General features: G+C 67.2%; 25 protein-coding genes. 12 read left to right on the forward strand and 13 right to left on the reverse strand.

Annotated elements, in window-relative coordinates; translation table 11 throughout:
• Positions 1-78: 78 nt before the first annotated feature.
• Positions 79-1,554, forward strand: a complete 1,476-nt coding sequence (locus tag ACRCUN_RS26050; protein WP_462144500.1) for an acetyl-CoA acetyltransferase — start codon at positions 79-81, stop codon at positions 1,552-1,554.
• Here ACRCUN_RS26050 and dthD read toward each other — a convergent pair whose 3' ends face one another.
• Both dthD and ACRCUN_RS26060 read right to left on the reverse strand, forming a co-directional pair.
• On the reverse strand, positions 1,555-2,328 hold the full coding sequence (gene dthD / locus ACRCUN_RS26055; RefSeq protein WP_462144501.1) for a D-threitol dehydrogenase: 774 nt from the start codon (positions 2,326-2,328) through the stop codon (positions 1,555-1,557). It abuts the gene before it with no gap.
• Positions 2,329-2,356: 28 nt separating this feature from the next.
• Positions 2,357-3,304, reverse strand: a complete 948-nt coding sequence (locus ACRCUN_RS26060) for a sugar-binding transcriptional regulator (RefSeq protein ID WP_462144535.1) — start codon at positions 3,302-3,304, stop codon at positions 2,357-2,359.
• 154 nt (positions 3,305-3,458) lie between these two features.
• On the opposite strand from ACRCUN_RS26060, the gene ACRCUN_RS26065 reads away from it, so the two are divergent.
• Genes ACRCUN_RS26065 through xypA form a run of 10 tightly spaced genes read left to right on the forward strand, consistent with a single transcriptional unit; the run spans position 3,459 to position 13,861 of the window.
• On the forward strand, positions 3,459-4,091 hold the full coding sequence (locus tag ACRCUN_RS26065; protein WP_462144502.1) for an SIS domain-containing protein: 633 nt from the start codon (positions 3,459-3,461) through the stop codon (positions 4,089-4,091).
• Entirely contained in the window at positions 4,088-5,581 is a 1,494-nt protein-coding gene (locus tag ACRCUN_RS26070) for an FGGY family carbohydrate kinase (protein ID WP_462144503.1), read from the forward strand. The genes ACRCUN_RS26065 and ACRCUN_RS26070 overlap by 4 nt, the downstream gene beginning before the upstream one ends.
• The gene (locus tag ACRCUN_RS26075; protein ID WP_462144504.1) at positions 5,578-6,222 is read left to right on the forward strand and encodes a beta/alpha barrel domain-containing protein; all 645 of its coding nucleotides are present in this window, start codon (positions 5,578-5,580) and stop codon (positions 6,220-6,222) included. Before ACRCUN_RS26070 ends, ACRCUN_RS26075 begins: the two co-directional genes overlap by 4 nt.
• Before the next feature lies 1 nt (position 6,223).
• Entirely contained in the window at positions 6,224-7,264 is a 1,041-nt protein-coding gene (locus ACRCUN_RS26080) for an NAD(P)-dependent alcohol dehydrogenase (RefSeq protein ID WP_462144505.1), read from the forward strand.
• Positions 7,261-8,052: an SDR family NAD(P)-dependent oxidoreductase gene (locus ACRCUN_RS26085; protein WP_462144506.1), complete on the forward strand. Its 792-nt coding sequence runs from the start codon at positions 7,261-7,263 to the stop codon at positions 8,050-8,052. The genes ACRCUN_RS26080 and ACRCUN_RS26085 overlap by 4 nt, the downstream gene beginning before the upstream one ends.
• Complete coding sequence (locus ACRCUN_RS26090) at positions 8,046-9,098, forward strand: zinc-dependent alcohol dehydrogenase (RefSeq protein ID WP_462144507.1); 1,053 nt, start codon at positions 8,046-8,048, stop codon at positions 9,096-9,098. Before ACRCUN_RS26085 ends, ACRCUN_RS26090 begins: the two co-directional genes overlap by 7 nt.
• Complete coding sequence (locus ACRCUN_RS26095; RefSeq protein ID WP_462144508.1) at positions 9,095-10,627, forward strand: sugar ABC transporter ATP-binding protein; 1,533 nt, start codon at positions 9,095-9,097, stop codon at positions 10,625-10,627. Before ACRCUN_RS26090 ends, ACRCUN_RS26095 begins: the two co-directional genes overlap by 4 nt.
• The gene (locus ACRCUN_RS26100) at positions 10,624-11,661 is read left to right on the forward strand and encodes an ABC transporter permease (RefSeq protein ID WP_462144509.1); all 1,038 of its coding nucleotides are present in this window, start codon (positions 10,624-10,626) and stop codon (positions 11,659-11,661) included. Before ACRCUN_RS26095 ends, ACRCUN_RS26100 begins: the two co-directional genes overlap by 4 nt.
• Positions 11,662-11,719: 58 nt before the next feature.
• Positions 11,720-12,769 (forward strand): sugar ABC transporter xylitol/D-threitol-binding protein ThpA, encoded by a 1,050-nt coding sequence (thpA, locus tag ACRCUN_RS26105; RefSeq protein ID WP_462144510.1) that lies wholly within the window; start codon positions 11,720-11,722, stop codon positions 12,767-12,769.
• A gap of 42 nt (positions 12,770-12,811) precedes the next feature.
• Positions 12,812-13,861 carry a sugar ABC transporter xylitol/L-sorbitol-binding protein XypA gene (xypA, locus tag ACRCUN_RS26110; protein ID WP_462144511.1) on the forward strand — a complete coding sequence of 350 codons (1,050 nt, stop codon included), beginning with the start codon at positions 12,812-12,814 and terminating at the stop codon, positions 13,859-13,861.
• Between the two features lie 79 nt (positions 13,862-13,940).
• Here xypA and ACRCUN_RS26115 read toward each other — a convergent pair whose 3' ends face one another.
• The 5 genes from ACRCUN_RS26115 to ACRCUN_RS26135 form a co-directional block, all read right to left on the reverse strand.
• Positions 13,941-17,090, reverse strand: a complete 3,150-nt coding sequence (locus ACRCUN_RS26115; protein ID WP_462144512.1) for a helicase HerA domain-containing protein — start codon at positions 17,088-17,090, stop codon at positions 13,941-13,943.
• Positions 17,090-17,698: a hypothetical protein gene (locus ACRCUN_RS26120; protein WP_462144513.1), complete on the reverse strand. Its 609-nt coding sequence runs from the start codon at positions 17,696-17,698 to the stop codon at positions 17,090-17,092. The genes ACRCUN_RS26115 and ACRCUN_RS26120 overlap by 1 nt, the downstream gene beginning before the upstream one ends.
• Positions 17,699-17,855: 157 nt before the next feature.
• Entirely contained in the window at positions 17,856-19,082 is a 1,227-nt protein-coding gene (locus tag ACRCUN_RS26125; protein WP_462144514.1) for an NAD(P)/FAD-dependent oxidoreductase, read from the reverse strand.
• An 11-nt stretch (positions 19,083-19,093) separates the two neighbouring features.
• Positions 19,094-19,822 (reverse strand): DUF72 domain-containing protein, encoded by a 729-nt coding sequence (locus tag ACRCUN_RS26130; RefSeq protein WP_462144515.1) that lies wholly within the window; start codon positions 19,820-19,822, stop codon positions 19,094-19,096.
• A gap of 8 nt (positions 19,823-19,830) precedes the next feature.
• The gene (locus ACRCUN_RS26135) at positions 19,831-20,394 is read right to left on the reverse strand and encodes a hypothetical protein (protein ID WP_462144536.1); all 564 of its coding nucleotides are present in this window, start codon (positions 20,392-20,394) and stop codon (positions 19,831-19,833) included.
• A 73-nt stretch (positions 20,395-20,467) separates the two neighbouring features.
• Here ACRCUN_RS26135 and ACRCUN_RS26140 point away from each other — a divergent pair, with 73 nt between their 5' ends.
• Entirely contained in the window at positions 20,468-21,154 is a 687-nt protein-coding gene (locus tag ACRCUN_RS26140; protein WP_462144516.1) for a DUF998 domain-containing protein, read from the forward strand.
• Positions 21,155-21,193: 39 nt separating this feature from the next.
• Here the strand turns inward: ACRCUN_RS26140 and ACRCUN_RS26145 are convergent, their stop codons facing one another.
• From ACRCUN_RS26145 to lpdA, 6 genes are all read right to left on the reverse strand, one after another.
• Positions 21,194-22,069, reverse strand: a complete 876-nt coding sequence (locus ACRCUN_RS26145; RefSeq protein WP_462144517.1) for an oxygenase MpaB family protein — start codon at positions 22,067-22,069, stop codon at positions 21,194-21,196.
• A 15-nt stretch (positions 22,070-22,084) separates the two neighbouring features.
• Entirely contained in the window at positions 22,085-22,309 is a 225-nt protein-coding gene (locus tag ACRCUN_RS26150) for a hypothetical protein (protein ID WP_462144518.1), read from the reverse strand.
• Between the two features lie 88 nt (positions 22,310-22,397).
• Positions 22,398-23,057: an endonuclease gene (locus tag ACRCUN_RS26155; protein ID WP_462144519.1), complete on the reverse strand. Its 660-nt coding sequence runs from the start codon at positions 23,055-23,057 to the stop codon at positions 22,398-22,400.
• Positions 23,058-23,097: 40 nt separating this feature from the next.
• Entirely contained in the window at positions 23,098-23,430 is a 333-nt protein-coding gene (locus tag ACRCUN_RS26160; RefSeq protein WP_462144520.1) for a TfoX/Sxy family protein, read from the reverse strand.
• Between the two features lies 1 nt (position 23,431).
• Positions 23,432-23,821, reverse strand: a complete 390-nt coding sequence (locus ACRCUN_RS26165) for a nitroreductase family deazaflavin-dependent oxidoreductase (protein WP_462144521.1) — start codon at positions 23,819-23,821, stop codon at positions 23,432-23,434.
• 19 nt (positions 23,822-23,840) lie between these two features.
• Positions 23,841-25,208, reverse strand: a complete 1,368-nt coding sequence (gene lpdA / locus ACRCUN_RS26170) for a dihydrolipoyl dehydrogenase (protein ID WP_462144522.1) — start codon at positions 25,206-25,208, stop codon at positions 23,841-23,843.
• Between the last annotated feature and the right edge of the window lie 62 nt (positions 25,209-25,270).

Below are 25,270 nucleotides of genomic sequence, written 5' to 3' on the forward strand. Positions count from 1 at the left end.
GCAACGCTCTTCGCCGATTCGACGCCGCAGCGCCGACCGCGCGACCGGCGATTGGGCCCTTCGGCTAGTTTCTACTGCATGTCAATCGATCCGAGGACGCCGGTGCTGGTCGGCTACGGCCAGATCAACCAGCGTGAGGACAACCCCGATGTGGAGCCCGTCGACCTGATGGCCGCGGCGGCCAGGGCGGCGGTCGATCCGCGGGTGTTGCAGGCGGTCGACTCCGTGCGCGTGGTCAATCTGCTCTCGTGGCACTACCGCGATCCGGGTCTGCTACTCGCGCAACGCATCCGGGCAGAGAATGCCACCACCCGTTACACCGGGGTCGGCGGCAACGTGCCGCAGACCCTTGTCAACGAGGCGTGCCTGGACCTCATCGCCGGACACGCCGGGGTGGTGCTGATCGCGGGCGCCGAGACATGGCGGACCCGCACCCGATTGCGGGCCCGCGGAGCGAGGGCGGAGTGGACCCGTCAGGACGACTCCGTCCCGGAGGCGCCCGGCGCACACGAGGGTGTGCCGATGGCAGGCGATGCCGAGCTGCGCATCAACCTGGACCGCCCGGCCTTCGTCTATCCGATGTTCGAACAGGCGCTGCGCATCGCAGCCGGCGAAACGCCCGATCGGCACCGGCGCCGCATCGGCGAGTTGTGGTCGGATTTCAGCGCGGTGGCCGCCGGGAACGGCCATGCGTGGAGCCGGGACCGGTTGACCGCAGAACAGATTTCCGAACCGGGCCCGGACAACCGGATGATCAGTTGGCCCTACCCAAAGCTGATGAACTCCAACAATATGGTCGACCAAGGCGCCGTCCTCGTCCTGACCACGGCGGAGAACGCGACGTATCTCCAGATCCCCAGGGAACGTTGGGTTTTCCCGTATGCGGGGACCGACTCTCACGACACCTACGCGATCGGCGAACGGGCCGAGTTGCACCGCTCGCCGGCGATCCGGATCGCCGGGCGCCGGGTGCTCGAGCTCGCCGGGGTCGGGGTCGACGACATCGACCTGATCGACGTCTATTCGTGCTTCCCCTCAGCCGTCCAGGTCGCGGCCAACGAACTCGGGCTGCCGCTGGCCGATCCGTCGCGTCCCCTCACCGTCACGGGTGGCCTGACCTTCGCCGGGGGCCCGTGGAACAACTACGTGAGCCATTCGATCGCCACCATGGCCGAAAAGCTCGTCGCCAATCCCGGTACATGCGGCCTGATCACCGCCAATGGCGGATATCTGACCAAGCACAGCTTCGGTGTGTACGGAACCGAGCCGCCGCAGCATGAATTCCGTTGGGAGGATGTGCAAGCCGCCGTCGACGCCGAACCGGTCCGCAAGCTCGCGGTCGAGTGGTCCGGCACGGGCACCGTCGAATCGTGGACCACGCCGTTCAACCGCGAAGGGTTGCCGGAGAAGGTCTTCCTTGCCGTGCGCACCCCCGATGACGCGCGCACGCTGGCGCGCATCACCGACGAGTCGGAGGCGGCGGCAACTGTGGCAGAAGACATCGCCGGGGCGCAGGTGCGGGTGCACCCCGACGGCACTGCGACGTTGCTGTAGCTACTTGATCGTGTAACCGCCGTCGATCACCAGGTCGGCGCCGTTGATCATCTCGGCGGCATCGGACGCCAAGAAGACGGCGGCGGCCGCGATCTCGTCCGGGTAGGCGAAACGCCCGGTGGGTATCAGCTTCTTGAGTGCATCGCCCTTGGGTCCGTCCCAGGCGCGGTGCCCCAATTCCGTCAGCACCACGGTCGGCGAGATGGTGTTGACCCGCACGCCGCGGCCAGCCCATTCGGCGGCAAGGACTTTCGAGACCCCGACCACACCGAACTTGGAGGCGCAGTACGCCACGTGCTGATCGAGCGCGACGGTCGCGGCCTGCGAAGCCATGTTGATGATCGACCCGCCACCGGCCTGCAGCATGTGGTTACCCACCGCCTGGCACATCAGGAATGTGCCGCGCAGGTTGACCGCGATCGTGGTGTCCCAGTCCGCGAGCGACAGTTCCTCGGCCGGTGCCAGGCGCGCGATGCCCGCGCTGTTGACCAGGATGTCGATGCGCCCGAACTCTTCGACAACCGATTCGACCGCCTCGCGCACCGACTCGGGTTCGGCGACGTCGCAGTGAAATCCACGGCTGTCGGGGCCAAGCTCGGACGCGGCCTGCTCAGCGCCCGACGTGTTGAGGTCCAGAGCGGCGATGCGGGCACCCTTGGTGGCATAGGCCGCGGCGATAGCCGCGCCGATACCGGATGCCGCGCCGGTGACCAGCGCCGTCTTGCCGTCCAGCCGGAAGTCGAAGTCCACTGTGCGCGGCTGTGTTTGCGTCATCGAAGAACTGATCCTTTCGGGTTTGTCGCTAGTCGAGTACCGCGGCGGCGATATCGACATCGGTGACCAGGGACGAGACCATGCCCGACTGCAGTACTGCGCGTGTCGCGGCGATCTTCTCGGGCCCGGTCGCGATGGCGATGACCGTCGGGATGGCTCGCAGGGTGGCTTCGTCGATGCCCATGCGCCGGTCATCGAGTCCGGCGAGTCGGTTTCCCTCGGCGTCGAGCAGAAGTGCACATGTCTCGGCGCATACTCCGGCGGCGTCGAGTTGACGTACTTCTTCGGTGGACAGTGAGCCGTACACCTGCGACGCGCCCTCGGTCCAGGCGCCGACGGATACGATCGCGCAGCTCACTTTGGGGTGCTGATCGAAGGTTTCCTGGATCTGCTGTGTGTTTGCCAGGCTTGCGGCGGTTCGGGCGTCGGACACCACGAGTGGGGCGTACATGGGCCACGAGCGTCCGCCGCTGACTTCGCTGATGCGGCGCACGAGGTCGGCGCCGTTGTGGTTGATGGCCCCGGCCATGCCGGTGAGTTGCACGACGTCGCACTGCGGCAGCGTCGTCAGATGGTCGGCGATGTGGGCCAGCGTGCGGCCACAGTCGACGCCGACAACGTCGCCGTCGCGCAGAATCGACTGCAGGAGTTCGGCCATCGCTTTGGCGACGGCCGCAACGCGTTCGGCGGTGTTTTCGGCGTCGGCCGATCCGTCTTGATTGTCTGCTCCACAGACGACCGCATACGCGTGTTCGAGCCCGTATTGCCGTTGTAGGGCGGTGGACAGGTCCACGTCGATCGCACCGGGATTGTGGATCTTGATCTCGACCATTCCGGACTCGAGCGCCTCGTCGAGCATTCGCGCGACCTTGAATCGCGAGATCCCGAACTCCTCAGCGATCTGAATTCGGGTGCGTCCTTCGAGGTAGTAGCGCCGCGCGATCACCGCGCGCTGGAACAGCTCGTCCGGGCCCATGCCGCGTCCCCTTCCGTCCACCCCGATGCTGAGTGCACATATGTGCAGTCGCGTTGACATATGAGCATAGAGCATTGCATGATCCACATCACAAACCATCAGATGAGTGGGTGGGTTGACAGATGAGCGACCCAGCCGAGGAGGCAGAACGCGCATGCGGACCGATGACACCGACCTGGCGACGCTGGCCGGCGTGGTGTTATCCCGGGAGTCTGCTGCGGTTGCCGCGCTGGCCGGACACGTCGAATCGGATGTCGTTGCGATAGCTCGGCGCATGCTCGCGATCACCGGCAAAGTCGTCACCACAGGCTCGGGGACGTCCGGCATCATGGCCGAACGGCTGGCTCACCTGCTGTCGGTGTGCGGCACTCCCGCCGTGTACCTCCCGTCGATGGATGCCCTGCACGGCGGCATGGGTGCGATCACCGAAGACGACCTGGTGCTCGCCATTTCGAAGACCGGGCAGTCCGGCGAGCTCACCCGGTTGGCTGAGCGGCTGACCGGCAGGCGAGTCGCGGTGGTTGCGATCACCGAGAGTCCTGATTCTCCCTTCGCGGGAGCGGCCGGAACGGTCGTCGCGCTGCCGCCGACCGCGCCCGACGCCGACCCCGGCGACATGATCGCCATGGCGAGCACCCTCGCGGTCGGCGCCTGGGGCGACGCGCTGGCAGTCGTGGCGATGGCACTGCGCGGCCACACGGTGCGCGACGTCGTCGACAGTCACCCGGCAGGCGGGGTCGGGGCCCGCGGACACGCGGCCGGTGACGCTCCGGTGGTGCGCACATGACCGAACTCGCTGTGCTCGGGGTGGATTCGTCCACCCAGTCGTGCAAGGTCGAGGTGCGGGAGCTGACCAGCGGCCGCCTGCTGGGGCACGGCTCGGCCGGGCATCCGCCGGCGTTTCCGCCGAGCAGCGAGCAGCATCCGCTGGAGTGGGTGTCGGCTTTCGTCTCGGCGACCCGCGCGGCGTTGCGCCGCTGCGCGCAGATGCCCGTCATCAAGGCGATCTCGGTCGCCGCACAGTGTCACGGGCTGGTACTGCTCGACGAGCACGGAAATCCGTTGCGGAAAGCCAAGCTCTGGAACGACACGACGGGGTCGTCCCAACTGGCCGCGCTCGTCGACCGCATCGGCGCGCAGCGCTGGATCGACAGCATCGGGTCGATGCCGACGGCGGCGTTCACGATCGCCAAGCTCGCCTGGATCGCCGAACACGAGCCGGCCGTACTCGAACGCAGTGCCTCGATGCTCTTGCCGCACGACTACCTGACGTACTGGCTGACCGGTGCCCGGGTGACTGACCGTTCCGATGCCTCCGGAACCGGCTACTTCGACACCCAAGCCGGACAGTGGATCGGTGAGTACCTCGAGCTGGCGGGCGGGCCACGGAACTGGCCGCACATGTTGCCCACCGTGCTGGGCCCGTGCGAGCCGGCCGGGACGCTGCGGCCCGTGGCCGCCCAAGAGCTCGGGCTCGACGCCGCCGTCGACGTGATCGTCGGCCCGGGCGGCGGTGACCAACACGCCGCCTATCTCGGGCTCGGCCTCAACGACGGCGATCAGTACATCGGGATCGGCACGTCCGGTGTCGTCGCGACATCTTCGCGCACAGCGGTTTTCGACCCCACCGGAATGGTCGACGGCGTGGCCGACCTCACCGGTGGCTATCTGCCGCTCGTCAGCACGCTCAACGCGGCGCGCGTCGGCGATGTCGCGGCCCGACTGCTCGGCACCGATCTCGCCGGCCTGGCCGAGCTTGCGCTCACCGCTGGCGACAGCCCCGGCCCGGTGCTGGTGCCGTTCCTCGACGGTGAGCGCAAACCCGATCGTCCTTCGGCGCGGGGCGCGTTCGTCGACCTCACGTCGCACACCACCCGCGAAGAACTGGCCCGCGCATTCGTCGAGGGCCCATTGCTGTCGCTGATGAGTGCGCGAGACAACCTGCGCGCGTGCGGTGTCGACGTCAGCGGTGGAGCCGTCGCCGTCGGCGGCGGGGCACGCTCGACGGCCACCCTGCAGTTGTTGGCCGATCTGTTGGACGACGAGGTGTGCGTGCTCGACGCCGACGAGGCGACCGCCCGCGGCGCTTGCGTTCAGGCCGCCGCGGTGGCGGGGGAGTTGGACGTTGCCGGATTGACCGATCTGGCCAAGCGCTGGCAACCGCAGGTGCACACCCGCGTCGCACCGCGCCGTACGGGCCGTGACCTGTCAGCGGTCCGGGGCCGCTGGGCCGAGGTGGCGCGTTCGCCCCTGCTGGACTCGGGGCGCCAATCGTGATCGCGCCATGGCACACCGGATATCCCGGGATGCTCACCGGATCCGTCTATGCCGCACCGCCATCGGAGCGCATCGCCTTCGCCCGCGAACTCGCCGGAGCCGGGATGTCCGTGCACGTCGACATGATGGACGCCGGTGAAGGTTTGCCCGCCGGAGTCAGTCTCGCTGAGCTCAACGACATTTCGAGGAGGCTCGAGCCGTCGCAATTCGATGTGCATCTGATCGGTTCCGCCGAATTCGCCGACGACATGCTGCCTGCGCTCCTGGACATGCGCCCGGGTCGGGTGTTTCTTCCCTGGACGGCATTCGACGAGCAGCGGGCGGCCGATATCCGAAATGCGGGCAGCACGGCCTGGATTGCGGTCTGGGAGGAATGGACGGGCTGGAGCGATGGCCTGCCGCCACCGTGGCCGGCCACCCCGGACGGTGCGCTGGTGATGCTGATCGAGCCGGGAACCAAGGACCGTTGCCATCCCGAGCGACTGGATGTCGCAGCGGCGTGCGCCGTGTGGCTGCCCGTCATCGTCGACGGAGGGATCACCGAAGATATTGCGCCGCTGTGTGTTACGGCCGGCGTCGAGGCCATGGTGGTCGGACGGGCGCTGCTCGCCGAAACGCCTGGGATAGAGAAAGGGATATGACATGAACGCCGTCGCAGCCGGTTCCCCCGGCACCATGCGCGCCAGCGTGATGACCGGTGTGGGAACCCTCGTCGTCGAGGACCGGCCGGTGCCGACACCGGGACCGCGCGAGGTGCTGGTCGAGGTCGCCGCGGTCGGGGTGTGCGGATCCGATGTGCACTACTACCGCCACGGCCGCATCGGCGATTTCGTGGTCGAGGACCCGATGATCCTCGGGCACGAATTGTCCGGGCGCATCGCCGCTGTCGGCGACGGCGTCGACCCCGGACGCGTGGGCCAGCGCGTCGCGGTCGAACCGCAGCATCCGTGCCGTCGCTGCAAGCAGTGCACGGCGGGGCGCTACAACCTGTGCCCTGAGATGAAGTTCTACGCCACGCCGCCCGTCGACGGCGCGTTCTGCCGCTACGTCACGATCGACGACGACATGGCCCACCCCGTACCGGATTCCATGTCCGACGACGCCGCGGCGCTGCTCGAGCCGCTGTCGGTGGCGATCGCCACGATGCGCAAAGCCGGCATCGTCCCGGGCTCGTCCATCCTGATCGCGGGCGCCGGTCCGATCGGCGTGATCTGCGCACAGGCCGCGCGGGCGTTCGGCGCGTCGCGCATCGTCGTGTCGGACCTGGTGGTATCGCGTCGTGAACGCGCACTGCAGTTCGGCGCGACCGAGGTGCTCGACCCCACGGTCGACGACGTCGCCGCGCTCGATCCGAAGGTGGACGCATTCGTCGACGCGAGCGGTGCCGCGCCCGCGGTGGTCAGTGGTATCAAGGCGGTCGGACCGGCGGGCAAGGTGGTGCTCGTCGGCATGGGAGCCGACGACGTGACGTTGCCGGTCGGCTACATCCAGAACTGGGAGATCACCGTCACCGGGGTGTTCCGGTACACCGACACCTGGCCTGCCGCAATCCATCTCGTATCGTCCGGCGCGGTCGACCTCGACGCGCTCGTCACCGGGCGCTATGACCTCGACCATGTCGCCGATGCGCTCGACAGCGACACCGACCCCGCCAGCCTCAAGTCGATTGTGAATCCGTCATGACAGATATCTCCAATGCTCCACGCGTGCGGAGTTCGCCCTTCGATCTCACCGGCCGCACCGCCCTCGTCACCGGCGGCAACCAGGGCCTCGGACTTGCGTTCGCGTTCGGCCTTGCCGAGGCGGGTGCGCAGGTAGCCATCGCGGGCCGCAGCGCAGAGCGCAACGAGAAGGTCGTCGCCGAAGCCGCCGCCCAAGGCCACAAGTTCCACGCCATCACCGCCGACATCACGCGCGCGGCCGACGTCGAGAACATGACTGCCGACGCGATCTCGGCGCTCGGGCATCTCGACATCCTCGTCAACAACGCGGGCACGTGCTATCACGGCGAATCCTGGTCGGTCACCGAGCAGCAGTGGGACGACGTGTTCGATCTCAATGTGAAGGCACTGTGGGCCTGTTCGTTGGCCGTGGGTGCGCACATGCGTGAGCGCGGCAGCGGTTCGATCATCAACATCGGGTCGATGTCGGGAATGATCGTCAACCGGCCGCAGATGCAGCCGGCCTACAACGCGTCCAAGGCCGCGGTGCACCACCTCACCAAATCGCTTGCCGCCGAATGGGGTCCGTTGGGTATCCGGGTCAACGCGCTGGCGCCCGGCTATTGCAAGACCGAGATGGCGCCGGTCGACAAGCCGGAGTTCAAGCGGCATTGGATCGATGACACCCCGATGCTGCGCTACGCCATGCCCGAGGAGATCGCGCCCAGCGTGGTCTTCCTCGCGAGTGACGCGGCCTCGTTCATCACCGGTTCGGTGCTGGTCGCCGACGGCGGGTACACCGCATGGTAGAGGCCGGCGCGGTGAACAGGAGAGTCGTCGTCAACGCACTCGACGACGTGGGCATCGAGACGGTCGCCCTGGCCGAGCCCGGACCGGGCGAGACGCGCGTGCGTACCACGGTGGTCGGTATCTGCGGCTCCGATCTGCACGCCGCCTGCGGCCGCCATCCTTTCATCGAACTGCCCTACCGGCCGGGTCATGAGGCGGTGGGAGTTGTCGAGGCCGTCGGCCCCGGCGTCGACGAATCGTGGATCGGTGCGCGCGTCACGATCGAGCCGAACCTGGCCTGCGGCCAGTGCACCCAGTGCCGGGCCGGTCGCTACAACATCTGCCGCGAGCTTCTGGTGTTCGGCTGCCAAACGCCTGGTGCGCTTGCGGATACGTTCGTGATCGGCGCGGACCGGCTGGTCGCACTGAACGACGGCCTCGACGACCGCCACGCGATCCTGATCGAGCCGCTCGCCACGCCGGTGCACACCGTCCGGCGCGCCGCCGAGGTCGTCGGCGATCTCAGGGACCGGCCCGTCGTCGTGATCGGCGCAGGCCCCATCGGCCTGTTCACGTTGCTCGCGGCGCAGCACGCGGGCGCCCGGGTCGTGGTCGCCGACCTGCTCGAATCGAAACGGGCCAGGGCACAGCGGCTGGGCGCCGCCGGCACGTTCGACCCGGCCGCTCCAGACGCCGTCGCGACCGCGCTCGAGCTGCTCGGCGGACCGGCCGCGGTGGTGATCGATTGCGTGTCGCGCGAAAGCTCGGTCGCGCAGGCGGTCGAACTGGTCGACAAGGGCGGTGCGGTGATGATCGTCGGGGTCGCCGAGGGTGCGACTCCGGTGCCGCTCGGCTTGATCCAGGACCGCGAACTGGCGCTGATCGGCAACCTGATGTACGTCCGGGAGGACTTCACGGCCGCCGTCGACCTCCTGGCCTCTGGCGCCGTCCCGATCGACGAGTTCATCAGCGCTGAGTTCGATTTCGAAGATTCCGCCAAGGCGTTCACCGCGTCAGCCGACGCGGAGAACGTGAAAGTCCTCGTCACCGTGGGGAGTTCGGCATGACAGCCTTACTCGAATGCACCGACATCCAGAAGAGTTTCGGTGGCGTCCCGGTGCTCAAAGGCATCACGCTGCAGCTCGAACCGGGCACCGTGACGGCGCTGGCCGGCGAGAACGGGGCGGGCAAGTCGACGCTCATGAAGATCGTCTCCGGTCAGTACAGCGCCGACCACGGCACGGTTTCGGTGCAGGGCAACCACCTCTCGACCGGCAACACGCGTGACGCCGTCAAACACGGCGTGGCCATCGTCCCGCAAGAGCTGGCCTCCATCGAGGACATGACCGTCTACGAAAACCTCTTCGTCGGACGCGAACTCAAACGTGGGCCGTTCCTCAACCGGCGGGCGATGATCGCCGAGGCCAAGGAGACCCTCGCGGTGTTCGACGTCGGGATCTCGCCGACGGCCAGGATGGGCAGCCTGCCGGTCGGATTGCGACAGATCGTCGAGATCGTCAAGGCCGCGCGTACGGGCGCCAAAGTCGTGATGCTCGACGAGCCGACGTCGGCGATCTCCGAGCGCGAGGTCGAAGGCCTCTACAAGATCGTGCGCCAGCTGCGGGACCGCGGCGTGGCGATGGTGTACACGACCCACAAGATGGCCGAGATCCGCGCGATCGCCGACCGCGTGGTGGTACTGCGCGACGGCGGGCTGATCCTCGACAAGCCGATCGACGGCGTGTCCGACGACGACATCGTCACCGCGATGATCGGCCGCGAACTCGACACGCTTTTCCCCGAACGTCCGAACCCCGGCACCGACACCGTGCTCGAGGTGCGCGACCTGCAGGTCGAAGGCGCTTCCGGCCCAGTGTCGTTCACCGTCAAGGCCGGTGAGATCGTCGGGTTGGCGGGCCTTGTCGGCGCCGGACGCACCGAACTGCTGGAGGCGATCTTCGGGGCACGCCACAGCTCAGCAGGCGACGTCATCGTGCGGGGCCGCGCGATCAAGCGAAACCAGCCGGCCGCGGCCATCACCGCCGGTATGGCGATGGTGCCCGAGGATCGCAAGCTGTCGGGGGCCGTGCTGTCGATGAGCGTGCTCGACAACGGCACGCTGCCGCGGCTGTCGTCGTTCAGCGTGGCCGGCTGGTTGCGCGGCAAGGCCCGCACCCAGGCGGTTTCGGACGTGATGTCCTCGGTGCGGCTGCACAGCCGGGGCCTCGGACAGGAAGTCGGGACGCTGTCGGGCGGCAATCAACAGAAAGTGGTTCTGGCTCGCTGGCTGACCGGGGACGTCAACGTCCTGCTGCTCGATGAGCCCACGCGCGGCGTGGACGTCGGCGCGCGCAGCGAGATCTACCGCATCATCACCGAATTCGCCGCACAAGGCATGGCGGTGGTGATGGCGTCCTCGGACATGCCGGAGGTGGTGGGGCTGTCGCACCGCGCGTTCGTCATGCGGGGAGGCCTCCTCGTCGGCGAGCTCGACCGCGATGCCCTCGACCATCCCGAGGTTCAGGAGTCGGTGTTCCGCTTGGCCACCGCCCTCGATGCCAAAGAAGAACAGACAAGCCAGGAGATCGGATCGTGACCACACAACTCAAACCGGAAGACGCGGTGCCGGATTCGTCCGGAGCCACGGTCGTCTCGGCAACCACCGGTGAACCGGTCCGCCTGTTCTCCAAGGACTGGTTCGCCGGCATCGCGGTGCGTTACGCGATGGTGTTCGTGATGCTGCTGGTCATCGCGTACTTCAGTTACCGCAGCGCACGTTTCGCCACACCCGACAACCTCGTCACCATTCTCGTGGCGGCGGCCCCGTTCGCGCTGATCGCGCTCGGGCAGACCCTCGTGATCCTGACCGGCGGCATCGACCTGTCGGTCGGCAGCGTGATCGCGGTGTCGGCGATGGCCGGTGCGGCAACCGCAAAGGCTAACCCCGGCCAGGTCTGGATGACGGTTCTGGTCGCGATGCTCGTGGGGCTGGCCGTCGGCTGCATCAACGGTTTCCTGGTGTCGCGCATCAACGTTCCGCCGTTCATCGCGACGTTGGGCACGCTGACCGCGGGCTCGGGTATGGCGTACGTGATCGGCGGCGGTGCACCCATCAACGGGCTGCCCGCCGAATTCGGCGCGATCGCCAACACCAAGATCCTCGGGCTGCAGATTCCGGTGCTGCTGATGATCGTCGGCATCGTCGCGCTGGCCATCATCATGAAGCGCACCACCTACGGCATGCGCGTCTATGCCGTCGGCGGTAACCGCAACGCCGCCGAGATCGCCGGTATCAACGCCAAGAACGTGTTGTTCAGCGTGTACGCGTTCTCGGGCCTGCTGGCCGGCCTGTCCGGTGTCATGCTCGCGTCGCGCGTCATCTCCGGGCCGCCCAACCTCGGGCAGGGTTACGAGCTCGACGCGATCGCGGCGGTCGTGATCGGCGGGGCGAGCCTCATGGGCGGGCGCGGCACAATCTGGGGAACCGCGTTGGGCCTGCTGATGATTCAGACACTCAACAACGGCCTGGACATTCTCGTCGTCCCGGCCTACTGGCAGGACGTCATCAAGGGCGTGCTGATCGTCGCGGCCGTCGCCGTCGACGTGTGGTCGTCCCGGCGCCGAACTTGACGGCGCAGCATCCGGCATCACGCATCCGACACCACTGGAAACAAAGGAAAGAAGGCACATGAAACTGGGAACGAAGATGTTCGCGGTTGCCTCGGCCACCGTGCTGGGCTTCGGGATGACAGCGTGTGGCGCTGGCGACCCCGAGGCCAACAGTGACACCACCCGCATCGGCGTGTCGGTGTACGACATGAGCTCGTTCATCACCGCGGGCAAAGAAGGCATGGAGGCCTACGCCAAGGACAACAACATCGAACTGGTCTGGAACTCGGCCAATCTCGATGTGTCCACCCAGGCGAACCAGGTCGACTCGATGATCAACCAGGGTGTCGACGCCATCATCGTCGTTCCGGTGCAGGCGGATTCGCTCGGCCCGCAGGTGGCATCGGCCAAGGCGAAGGGCATCCCGCTGGTACCGGTCAACGCCGCGCTCAACAGCCCCGATGTGGCGGGCAACGTGCAGCCCGACGACGTGGCGGCGGGCGCGCAGGAGATGCAGATGATGGCCGACCGTCTCGGCGGTAAGGGCAACATCGTGATCCTGCAGGGCCCGCTCGGACAGTCCGGTGAGCTCGACCGCAGCAAGGGCATCGAGCAGACGCTCGCCAAGTACCCCGACATCAAGGTGCTGGCCAAGGACACCGCGAACTGGAAGCGCGACGAGGCCGTCAACAAGATGAAGAACTGGATCTCGGGCTTCGGACCGCAGATCGACGGCGTGGTCGCGCAGAACGACGACATGGGTCTCGGCGCATTGCAGGCGCTCAAGGAATCCGGCCGCACCGGTGTGCCGATCGTCGGCATCGACGGCATCGAAGACGGTCTGAACGCCGTCAAGAGCGGCGAATTCATCGGCACCTCACTGCAGAACGGCACCGTCGAACTGTCCGCGGGTCTGGCTGTCGCCAACGCGCTCGCGAAGGGCGAAGAGGTCAACACCGAACCCGTGTACATCATGCCGGCGATCACCAAGGAGAACGTCGACGTCGCTATCGAGCACGTGGTGACCGAGCGGCAGAAGTTTCTCGACGGGCTCTCCGAGCTCACCGCGCAGAACCTCAAGACCGGCGACATCGCCTACGAGGGCATCCCGGGGCAGAAGCAGCCGTAACCACTGATTTCCACTGGCGATAAGAGAGCGAGAACCAGACACATGAGACTTACGACCAAGGTCGCCGCGATTGCGTCGGCCGGAGTGCTGGGCTTCGGCATGACGGCGTGCGGTGCCGGCGACCCCCAGGCCAACAGCGACACCACCCGCATCGGCGTCACGGTGTACGACATGAGCTCGTTCATCACCGAAGGCAAAGAGGGCATGGACGCCTACGCCAAGGCCAAGAACATCGAGCTCGTATGGAACTCGGCCAACAACGACGTGTCCACCCAGGCCAGCCAGGTCGATTCGTTGATCAACCAGGGCGTGGACGCCATCATCGTCGTTCCGGTGCAGGCGGATTCGCTCGGCCCGCAGGTCGCGTCGGCCAAGGCCAAGAACATTCCGCTGCTCGCGGTGAACGCCGCACTGGAGACCCCCGACCTGGCGGGCAACGTGCAGCCCGACGACGTGGCGGCGGGTGCGCAGGAGATGCAGATGATGGCCGACCGCCTCGGCGGTAAGGGCAACATCGTGATCCTGCAGGGCCCGCTGGGCGGATCCGGGGAGATCAACCGCGGCAAGGGCATCGACCAGGTGCTCGCCAAGTACCCCGGCATCAAGGTGCTGGCCAAGGACACCGCGAACTGGAAGCGCGACGAGGCCGTCAACAAGATGAAGAACTGGATCTCGTCCTTCGGCAACCAGATCGACGGTGTGGTGTCGCAGAACGACGACATGGGGCTGGGCGCTCTGCAGGCGCTTAAGGAGGCCGGCCGCACCGGTGTGCCGATCGTCGGCATCGACGGCATCGAAGATGGCCTCAACGCCGTCAAGAGCGGTGAATTCATCGGCACCTCACTGCAGAACGGCACGGTCGAGCTGTCGGCCGGCCTGGCCGTGGCCGACGCACTGGTGAAGGGCGAGCAGGTCAAGACCGACCCGGTCTACGTCATGCCCGCCATCACCAAGGACAACGTCGACGTCGCGATCCAGCACGTGGTGACCGAACGGCAGAAGTTCCTCGACGGTCTGGTCGAGCTCACCGAGCAGAACCTGAAGACCGGCGACATCGCCTACGAGGGAATCCCGGGCCAGAAGCAGCCCTGATCCGTCGCACACGACTGTGGGCCCCGCGCACGCTTTTTCGAAGATTTGCGTGCACGGGGCCCACGCTCGTTTTGGGCTCCTACCGCGCGGCCAACTCCCGCTGCGCGAGAGTCAGCACCTCATCGGTCGTCGGTGGGCTCGGCGGGTGGAGCGACAGACACCACGGCGTCTGGATCTTGTGAAAGGCGTTGCCCTCCAAGGCCAGATAGAACTGGCCGGAGCGCAGTCGGCTGATGTCGGGCACGAGGCCGCCTTTCACCCGCGCCATCTCCCTGGCCACCGCGATCTGCGCCGGCGAATTGAGCAGCCCGTAGAACTGGGTGGCCGCATTGCCCGGAATGTGGTTGTGCAGGCCTCGTGGAGCCTGCGTGGCGAACACCAGACCGAGCCCGTATTTGCGGGCCTGCGATGACAACGCCAGCGTGCTGTGGGTGCAGGCAGTCATGTGAGTCGACGGTGCGAAATTCTGTGCCTCGTCCATCACCATGAGCCCACCGAGCGGTCGATCGCCCGCCGGGTTGCGTTTGATCCAGGCGAACAACGCCATCTGCAACTGGTTGACGAATCCTTCGCGTTGTTGCTCGCTGGTCAGGCCGACCATGCTGATGACCGAAACCCGCGCCCGGTAACCCGGTGACGGGGTCAGGAGAACACCCGGATCGGCCGCGGTACCGGCGCCACCGAACAGGGGATCGTTGACCGTTGCGGCACGCAGGTTCTGGCCGAGCTCGGCGGCCAGTTTGTGCGCGCCGCCCAACGCGCTGACGCCGTCGGGCAGGTCGCTCAGCAGATCGATGAAACCGCTCAACGTCACCGAGCGCCCGGCACCGTAAAACCGCAACGCCTCACGTAACACGGCCCGAGATCGGTTGGCCCTTGCGGTGTTTCCGACGATGAGTGCCCGCGGTTCCAGCGCCGCGACCGCGGATTCGACGGCGTCGGAGAACTCGTCTGCGTCGTCGATCACGCTCGCGAAATCGGGCAGCGGCTGAAACGACAACGGCCGTCCCGTCGCACGGCGCGGTGTCCACACCACAACCTCGGTATTGGACAGGTACTCGTCGCTGCGGGCGTCGTCGGCAGGATTCCAGCCGGGTGGCGGCTCGGGCCACCGGCTGCCCAACCGCGACAGATCGTTGTTCGGGTCGAGCACGATCGACGAAACACCGCGCAGCGCACACTCTTCCACGAGCCGCCGGATCAGCACGGTCTTGCCCGATCCCGACCCGGCGAATATCGCGGTGTGTTTGCGCAGCGCGGCCAGGTCGACCGAGACCGGCTGCCCGGTGGTCGCGTCGACGCCAAGGGTCACCGCGGTGGGTGAGTGCTCCACGTTTACCGGGGCCGGTTCCTCGTCGTGCACGGGCTCGTCGACGACTTCGGGCATCGGCGGCGCCTCGTCGCCCGCGACGTCGCCGAGCGCGGCGCGAAGCAGCGCGATCCCGTGGCCGGGCCTGCGTTTTCGCAACCACTCGGGCAGGTCGGGATGGTTGTCGGCGATCAGGTCGCGCAGCGCCGTCATCGTGCGCAGGTCGTCGTCGCTCATCTGCAGCACGCGTCCGCCCGCCGCCTCGAACTCGGCGATCATCGCGGCCGTCTTGGCGCCCTTGGGCCACGGGTTGTTGCGCAGCAGGAACAGTCTGCGCCGGTCCGGGTTGGAACCGGTTGCCTCCCAAGCCTTCCGGATACGGTTCTGGACAGCGACGGCGTTGCCCGAGGAAACGGCGCGAAACGCCCAGTGGCGCTCGTCGTCGGTGGCGGCGTCGAGGCTCTGCCGGAGCCGGGCGTGCAGCACCACGCGCTGGCCGGGCGGTGGGTCGGGGCGGAATGCCTGCTCAGCTTCGCCGAGTTCGGTGATCCAGGCCTCCAGCGCCGCCGACAGCAGGCCGGGCATCGTGGTGTCTTCACCGTCGGGATCGAGTGCCGCGGCAGGAACCGCGCGCCGACGGTATTCGGCGAACCGGCGGTCGAGCTCGCCGGTGTCGCCGCGCGGCGCGTCACCGGCGTTCCGTTCATGCGGTTCGGCGACCTCACCCGTCAGCCGCGCCAGCTCCTCGACGGTGTCGCGCTCAAGGCAGCGGCGCACGTGTGCGTCCGCTCGCTTGAGCAACTGCCGCGGCGTGTATTGCGTCGCCTCATCGAAGGCCGACGGCAGGATCGGCCAACTGGGGTACGGCGCGGAGAATCCCACGGCGCTGTAGCTGGCGGTGAACCGCCGTTCCAGGATCGCGCGGCCGACATCAGGGGTCGGCAAACCCTGCAACAGCCCCGTGGTGCGGAACCGGTCCTGAACCGTGGCGGTCGCCCGGTCCTGGATGGCCTCCCACGCAGCGGGCAGGCAGGCGACCACCGGGACGGTGCGGCGCATCGTCTGCCGCACCGACATCAGCCCGTGTGCGACGTGCTCGAGATCGCGGCTGTCGGCGTCCGGCTGGTCGCCGGCGTTGTCGGTGCGTTCGGGTGACTGTGCCAACAGCGTGTCGATCTGGTCGAGCGCCAGGACGGCAGGTCCCGCGAGGGCGATCAGCCGGGAGATGTCGCGTACCGATTCCTGCGGAGTCAGGGTCGGCGCAGGCAGGCCCCACACGTCGCGTTCGCCGCGGCCGAAGTCGTCGTTGGCATTCACGTTCCCGATGAGATGAGCCTCGCCGATGTCCTGCAGTTCGAGATCGGTTGCCGCAAGCAGCACCATCGCGCGCAGCGTGTGGTGGGCCCGCTTGACGGTCTGCCGACGCGCCTTGTGCAGTGCGTTGACGAAGTCGGTGAGCACGTCGGGCGTCAGCTCGTCGTCGCCGATGACCGCCCTGCGGTTGGCCCGGGAGATGTGGGCAATCGAGGACAGCTCCCACAGCAGGTCCTTGAGCTGGGTTTCGCGCTCGGATCCGGGGCGGCCGAGGCTTTCGAGAATTCCGGCCCGCGCCGACTGCCAGAAGCTGGCCGCGTCGAGAAGCTCCACCAGGAAGAAGAATCCGCCTGCCGTTTGTACCTGTTCGCGTACCTGGCCGAGCAGGTGGGTCTTGCCCGAGCCGGCGGGTCCGCGTACGACGACGCCGAGCGGGCTGGAATCGGCGTCGCGTGCGGCATCGCCGAATGCGGCCATGACATCGGCCATCGGCCGGTCGTGCAGCCCGCCGACGTGCAGGGCGCCCTGGGAATGCCACAGATCGTCGGCGGTCGGCGCCCACGTGAGTCGCAGCGCGCTGAGCGCTTCGCGTTCCTGTAGTTCCATCAGGACTCGATCGCCATCAGATGTTTGTTCTGGTCGCCTATCTGTATCGCGGCGGCTCGGTCGGCAGCGGTCAGCACCTTCTGGTTCTCCTCGGGTATGAGACTGACGCCGGGCTGCTGGTACAGATTGACCAGCGCCGCGTCGACCGCGTCGCGGGCCAGCTCCGGTACTGCCTCGCGCAGCCGGACCAGGCTCACCCAGCCGCCGGGACGGGCGGCGAGCCGGGTGTAGGCGGTCCGCAACTGATCCTCGGGCGGCGCCTGCGGCAGGAACACATCGGCAGGCGCGAGGTCGGCTCGGTCAAAGTAGCGGCCGAGGGCACCGAGCACGGTGTAAAGCGCCCTGCCTTGGCCGGTGGACCGCGCCGGGGTGGGGGAGCCGAACAGTTCCCGGCACAGTGCCCAGCCGGAGTCGGTCAATTCATGGACGAGGGGCCGGCCGGTCGTCGTCTCGATCAACCCCAACTCGTTGAGCCGCACTCGACCCGGCTTGTCGAGTTTGGGGCCCAGGCGCTCCAGGTCCGGATTGGGAACCGGACGCGACTCGGCCATCAGCACCAGGAGAACCGCCTGTTCGGTGCCGGTCAGTTCGTCGGGGGCAACGTTCACTGCAGACTCACCTTCCTGACTGTCGGCTCATTCTGGCGCGACTCAGCTCCGCACGCCGCGCCACGGCGCCTCCTGCACGTTACAGCCGACCGCTACGGTGACGACAATATTGTTGAACCGCACCCGCATTCGCGGCGGATGCGTTTTGCCCGCACAGCTACCCGGCGTTGAGCGGCCTGCCGGTGTCGGCCAGGCGCTCGGGGTCGACCGCGACACGCGAGCGGATCAGGGCTTTGACGTCGTCGAGCACATCCCACACGTTGACGTTCATCCCGGCGAGCACGCGGTTGTCGGCGTCGAGCCAGAACGCGACGAATTCGCGACCGTCCACGTCGCCGCGGAACACGACACGCTCATAACGGGGCGCGTGGCCGACGTACTCCATGCCGAGGTCGTACTGGTCGGTGAAGAAATACGGCAGCTCGTCATATTGGGCCGTCCTGCCGAGCATCCCGGCGGCGGCCACGGCCGGCTGCTTGAGGGCGTTCGCCCAGTGTTCGGTGCGGATACGCACGCCGAACAGGGGGTTGTGTGCGGCGGCGATGTCACCGACCGCATAGATGTCAGGATCGCTCGTGCGCAATGCGGCGTCGACGAGTACGCCACCGTCGCCGGTGGCAAGCCCGGCGCGTTCGGCCAGGCCGATGTTGGGCGCCGCGCCCACCGCGATCAACACGGCGTCGGTCGCGACGGTGGATCCGTCCCCGAGTCGCAGCCCGGTCGCGGTGCCACCTTCGGTCGTGACCTCTTGTACGGTCTGCTCCAGGCGCAAGTCGACGCCGTGGTCGCGGTGCAGGCGCGCGAAGATCGCGCCCACTTCGGCACCGAGCGCGCCGAGCAGGGGCAGCCTAGCGGTTTCGACGACCGTCACGTTCACGCCGCGCTGACGGGCGCTGGCCGCGACTTCCATGCCGATCCAGCCGGCGCCGACGACGGCCAACGAAGAACCCTCCGACAGCGCGGAATTCAAGGCGGCGGCATCGTCGATCGTGCGCAGATAGTGCACGCCGGCCGCGTCCGTGCCGGGTATGGGCGGGCGTTTCGACGCCGACCCGGTGGCGAGCAGCAACTTGTCGTAGCTCATCGTGGTGTCGTCGAGCAGGGTGATGGTGTGGTCGGCGGGGTTGACGGCCGTGACCTCGGTGCCCAGCCGGAGGTCCACCTGGTGGTCGCGGTACCACGCCGCGGAATCTACGGTGAAATCCTCCAGGGATTTCTTGCCCGCCAGATACTCCTTGGACAGCGGCGGCCGCTCGTAGGGCAACTTGTCCTCCGCGGCGAACAACACGACATGACCGTCAAAGTCGTTGTCCCGCAGCGCTTCAGCAGCCTTGGCGCCGGCGAGGCCGCCACCGATGATCGCGAATGTGGACGATGTTGTCATGCCGACTCAGCCTACTCGCGCGCCAACAACTCCTTGAGCTTTCCGGCGTTGCGCACGGCGTGACCGCCGAGGTCGTTGTTGAAGTACACGACGACGCGATGGCCGTCGGCATCCCACTGCCCGATCGTATCGGCCCACCAGTGCAATTGGTCGTCCGGATAGGAACCGGCATACATCGCGGCCTGCTCCGGTCCGTGCAGACGGACGTACACCAGGTCGCTCGTGGCCACGGGGTCGCACACCAGTCCCGGCCCGCTCATCACGACGTAGGCGGCCCGGTGTGTGCGCAGCAGTTCGTACACGGCGGGGTCGTGCCAGGATCGGTGCCGCAGCTCCATCGCCACCGGGATGCGATCGGGCATCGCCGTCAGAAAGCCGGTGAGCAGATCGTCGTCGCGTTCGATCGCGGGATGGAGTTGGACCAGCAGAGCTTCGCCGCGGTCACCGAGTTCGGTCCAGCAGCGCTCGAACCGTTCGATCCACGGCTCCGGCGAGCGTAGCCGGCGGTAGTGCGTCAAACCCCGATGCGCCTTGACCGACATCGTGAAACCGGCTGGTAGCCGCTGCCTCCAGCCGGCGAACGTGGTGTCCTTGGGCCAGCGATAGAAGCTTGCGTTCAGTTCGACGGTGTCAAAGGCTTCGGTATAGCGGTCGAGCCGCTTGGCGGTCGGCGTGCCGGGCGGATAGAGCACGCCGTTCCAGTGGTCATACGACCACCCCGATGTGCCGATCCGGATCATGAGCCTCGCTAAGGGACGTCGGTGTACTGCAGGGTGTAACCGTCGCCGGAGAAGGTGAAACCTTTGCCGGTGAGTTCGCGCACGCACGACACCCCGGTCTCCTCCTGCACATTGCACCGAAAACCGGCCACCGCAAGCACTTTGCCGAACGGCAGTACCGCGGCGGTGTCCAACGAGAACTGCGTTTCCTGTAGCACCACGAACGCGGCGTCGTGATCGCGGTCCACCACGATCGCGTTGGGGGTGGTGGGCTCGCCGTCGACGAGGACATCCGGTGCCCCGGTGATGCCGATACGGGAGTCCAATCCGTTCGCCGATTCGCAACCGGCGCGGTCACGGGGCAGGATCGCGCACAGCCATCGTCCGCTCGGGGTGCTGAAGTAGTACGCGGTGCGGCCGTCCACCGGGGACGCATAGTCGGCCGCGTTCACCAGGTTCGCGGTGCCGAACTGAGGAACCGGCGCGGTCGTGGACGGCGCGGTCTGCTGGGGAGTGTCGCCGGTGTTGACGACGGTTCCGGAGGTACACCCGGCGAGGGTTACCGTCGCCGAGACGAGGACCGCCGTTCGCATCGCCATGCAAGCCTTCACGGCGCCTGACCCTAGTCAACTGCGCGTGCCCTGATCGCGGTAGCGTCCAGAATTCGTGACCACAGGTGCGCATCGGCGCCGAGACCCCGTGACGGCGGGCTTGCTGACCGCGGGCATCGTGGGTGGCCTGCTGATCACCGTGGTCTCCCTGACGCTCGCGTTCACCAGGCCCGGCTTCGACGTCACCCGGCACGGCAATTCGATGCTCGCCCTTGGTGATTTGGGCTGGGTGCAGACGGCCGACTTCATCGTCTACGGCTTGCTGATGGTGGCTTTCGCCGTCGGTGTCAAGCGAGGGACGGCAGGGGCGCCGGGCGGGACATCCGCCGCGGTATGCGTGGCCGTCTACGGCCTGCTGGGCAGCGTCGTGGTCGGCCTCAATCCGGCCGATCCCGGCTTCGGGTTCCCGCCAGGAGCGCCGGACGGCTACCCGGGAGCCGATGAGCTCAGCGTGCCGGCGAAAGTGCACGGCATCGCCGGTCTGATCGGCTTTCTGGCCATCACGTGCGGGTGTATCGCGTTCGCCCGCTATTTTGCGCATGCCGCGGACCGGCTCTGGGCGCTGGTATCGGCGGCGGTGGGCTTGGCAGTGTTCGGGGTCGTCGTCTACCTGGGGCTGAATTCCGGTGCCGAGACAACGACGTTCAACTACATGCCGACGTGGGTCGTCGGCACGGTGTTGTGGCTGTATATCGCGGCGGTCGCGGCGCGGCTTCGGTCACGGTCGGCTGCTCCAGGCTGACCTTGCGGCTCAGGATCCGTCGCATGTTGCGAAAGTCGTTCAAATCAGCGGCCGGCCGGTGCGTACCCGGCGGCGCACGTCGGCCAGGAGCAGGAAGCTGCCGCCCTGCCGGATGAAGATCGGCAGGAACCGGTTGCCGAACGCGACCAGCAGGAACAGCCATTCGAAGAGCCGTTGCCGACCGCGGCCCCAGCCCAGGCCCAACGCGTCGCGGAAAACCGGGGCCAGAAAGCCCGCCGTGAGGAATTTCAGCAGCGGCCGGAACGGCAAGCGCAACAGGGGGTTGATCATCTTCAGGTTCACCAGATCGCGCAGGTACCGCGCGACCACCTCGTCGACGGCGACCTGCTCACATGCGGTGTCCCAGTACGTGTCGAACTCGGCCCGGGTCGCGGGCCACTGCTCGGCGCTGACCTGCAACGTGGTGCCGAGCGTGGCGGCCGACGCGTAGAACTGCTCGGCCTGTTCGGCCGTCATCTGACCGCGCAGCAGTTGGTACGTGTCCTCCAACCCGACGAACAGGCAGGCCGCCACCCACATCTGCAGGTCGCGGTCAAACGCGTTGTACCGCACGGGGCTTGCCGGCCCGGACCTGACCTGGCGGTGTGCCACGTCGACGGCCTCCCGGAAGGCGACCCGGTCTTCGGGGCGACCGAGGATGGCCACGGCGAGGTACTGGAATGTCGTGCGGGCCCGCTTCCACGGGTGCTTGAGCAGATTGCCGGAGTCGACTTTGCTCTCGACGACGCCGTACCCGACGCCGGGGCGGGCCAGCTGCATGATGACATTCGCGGCCCCGGCTGCGAAAGCCCAGAAATCCATGGCGTCAGCAATGGTGACCGGGCCGTCATCCCAACGAGCCGTGCGTCTGCTGACCGTAATCCGGTTGGTGTGTGTGGTGTCCCCGACCGACATGTGCGTCGCGTCCCGTCAGCTCATGCACACGTTGCTGAACAGCAGTACCGGCCACGACACGATCGAGCCGAGGAACGACACGACGGCGTCGACCCGGCCCATCCCGCGCAAATGTTCGGTGTGGGTCAGCGACCAGACCATCCCGATGATCAGATAGGGGACCGCCAGGATGATCGCCGTCCCGATCCATTCGGCGATCGTCATCTGGAAGCTGAGGATTTTTCGTACTGCGGTCAGCATCTACCAGTGCCACCCTTCGTTGCCAGGCGTCCCTATGTTAATGACGATTCTGTCAGGGTGGTGGTAAACGGATGAGATTGCGCCGAACTCAGGCGGTGACGTGGGCGGGTGGTCGCATCAGTTCGGCGCGCAGATCGTCATCCAGTGACGTCCGTACCAGCGCCGCGGCCAACTGCGCTGTCCTGCCCGCTGCCAGCCGTTCCAACGCGGCCGGGTCGCCGGGCAAACCGAGGTCGCGTGCAGCGCCGAACGCACGGTCGTCGAAGAACGGCCGCACCCACGTCCAGGTGTCCTGTACTTCACGCAGGAAGATGTCGGCGCCGGTGTCACCGATTCCCTTGAACTCTTTCAACAACCGCCTCGCGGCGGCGGTATCGCGGTCAGCCGCCTCGGCGAGCCGCCGCAAATCACCGTGGTAGCGATCATCGACCGTCGTGGCGATGTCGGTCAGTCGAGTAGCCGAGCTCTCGTCGTAGCGGACGTAGTGCGCGCGGCCGAACGCCCGGATCATGTCGTGTCGCTCGGCAGCCAGCACGGCGTGGGGTGTGCGCAGCCCGCTGCGGAACAATTCGCGGCCGGCCTGGGTGGCGATGCCTGCGTCGATCGGTTTGCTGGCGAGCATGCACAACACCAGCAGTTCGAACAGCGGCATCGGCTTGTCGGCCATCCGGATACCTGCCTGCTCGGCGTAGGTGTTCCCGGCAGTGTTCAGCAGCCGGCGAACCAGGTCCCGCTGCGTGGTCGACATGTCTCTGCGCCTACCCGGCCGCCCGGCGGTGGAAACATCCTCACTTGGGCGGAAGGCTCTTGGCGAAACCGACGCCACGCGTGACCCAACCCTGCAGTTGGCGCTTGGTCTTCAGGCCGTCGGGATGCACGCGCAGCCAGCCGCGCATTTCTCGGCCCGCCATGACCATCGGCTCGACATGGTCCCGGCGCAGCAGTTGTGCGGACTCCTCGATCGGCACCCGCACCATCAGGCCACCCTCACGGATGGCGGCCACCGACATGTTGCCGTTGATCAGAAACGCGAGGCCGCCGAACATCCGCTTCTCGTCGACGCCGCGTTCGGTGGCGACCAATTCCCGTATGCGGTCGGTGAGTTGGGGATCGAAGGCCATGTCAGTCGAGGTCGACGCGGATGGTCAGCAGGTCGCTGCCCATGGCCCGGACCACCGCACTGTTGAGCGCCGGTAGCTTCTTCAGCCGAGCCACCGCGTCGTCGTCAGGAAGCAGATGGGCGACACCGGTGCGCCACTTGCCGTTGACGCGCACGCGCACAGCGGGATTCGCCTTGATGTTGAGCACGTAGTGCGAGCGGTCGCCGTGCTCGGACACCATCCAGAACTGGTTGTCGATCACCCGGCCGCCGACCGCGGTGTGCCGAGGTTGACCGGACTTGCGGCCGATGGTCTCAAGCATGGTGATCGGTAGCTGGCGGCCGACGGGGTTGACGACTCGGCGCTGCGTGGCGTGCACGATGCGGCGTTTGAGATCCGAGAAATCGATCATGCCGCCCAAATGTAGGCGGTCAGCCGTGCCCGTGCAGCGGCATTCCCGCAGCGGCCATCAGTGCCTCACCGAGCGCCTCGTTCTGCGTCGGGTGGGCGTGCACGAACCTCGCCGCCTCGCCTGGCTTGATCTGCAGGTTGTAGATCAGCTGCGCTTCGCCGATCAGTTCACCGACGCGTTCGCCGACCAGATGGATGCCCACCACCGCGCCCGACGGTGCGAGCACGAGCTTCACCGTGCCGGATGTCTTGAGGATCTGGCTCTTGCCGTTGCCCGCGAGGTCGTGACTGGCTGTCTCGACTTTGTCGCCGAACCGGACGCGCGCGTCAGCCTCGGTGAGGCCGACCGACGCGATTTCGGGTCGGGAGTAGGTGACGCGCGGGATGCCGGTCTCGTCGATCGGGTCCGGATTGCGCTGCGCGAGTTCTTCGGCGACGAAGATGCCCTGCTGGAATGCGCGGTGCGCGAGTTGGATGCCCGCCACGATGTCACCGACGGCGTACACGGTGGGCACCGTCGTGCGCAGCCGGTCGTCGGTCACGACGAACCCGCGGTCCAGCGCGATGCCGGCTTCATTCAGCCCCTCGGTGCGGGGTACGCGGCCCACAGCGACCAGTAGCACGTCGGCCTCGAGCACGGCGCCGCCCTCGAGTGCGACCGCCACGCCGCCGCCGGACTGCTCGACGCCGGTGACACGAGCGCCGGTCTTGGCAGTGATCTTGCGGCGACGGAAGGCGCGTTCGAGATGTTTGGAGACGGTCTCGTCCTCGTGCGGGACCAGTCGGGTTTCGGCTTCGACGACGGTGACCGCGGTGCCGAACGATGCCCACAGACTGGCGAATTCGACGCCGATGACGCCGCCGCCGAGGATCACGGCACGCTGCGGGATCGACTGCAACTCGAGTGCCTGGTCGCTGGTGATCACCCGCTCGCCGATCTCGATGCCGGGCAGCGGTTTCGGTGCGGAACCGGTCGCGAGCACGATCGCGCTTCCGGTGACCGTCTGGCCGCTGACGTCGACGGTGTTCGGGCCGGTGAGGCGGCCGCGGCCGGTGAGCACCGTGACGCCTTGTGCGGGCAGCAAGGCCTGCAGGCCCTTGTGCAGGCGCGTGACCACGCTGTCCTTGTACGCGTGCAGCCGCTCCGGGTCGACGCCGTCAAATGCGGCATTCACGCCGAATTGTGCTGCCGCTCTGGCGTTGTCGGCGATCTCGGCCGCGTGTAGCAGGGCTTTGGTTGGGATGCAGCCACGGTGCAGGCACGTGCCGCCGACGCCGCCCTCCTCGATGAGGATCACCGACAGACCCAGCTGGGCGCTACGCAGTGCGGTGGCGTAGCCGCCCGGTCCTCCACCGAGAACGACGACGTCTGCCGAGGTGCTTGTCATGAAATCTCCTTCTGGGCTTGGGCGTAGAGCTGGCCGGCGCGGTGGAATGACGGTCATCGGTC

Source organism: Mycobacterium venezuelense (assembly GCF_054919535.1).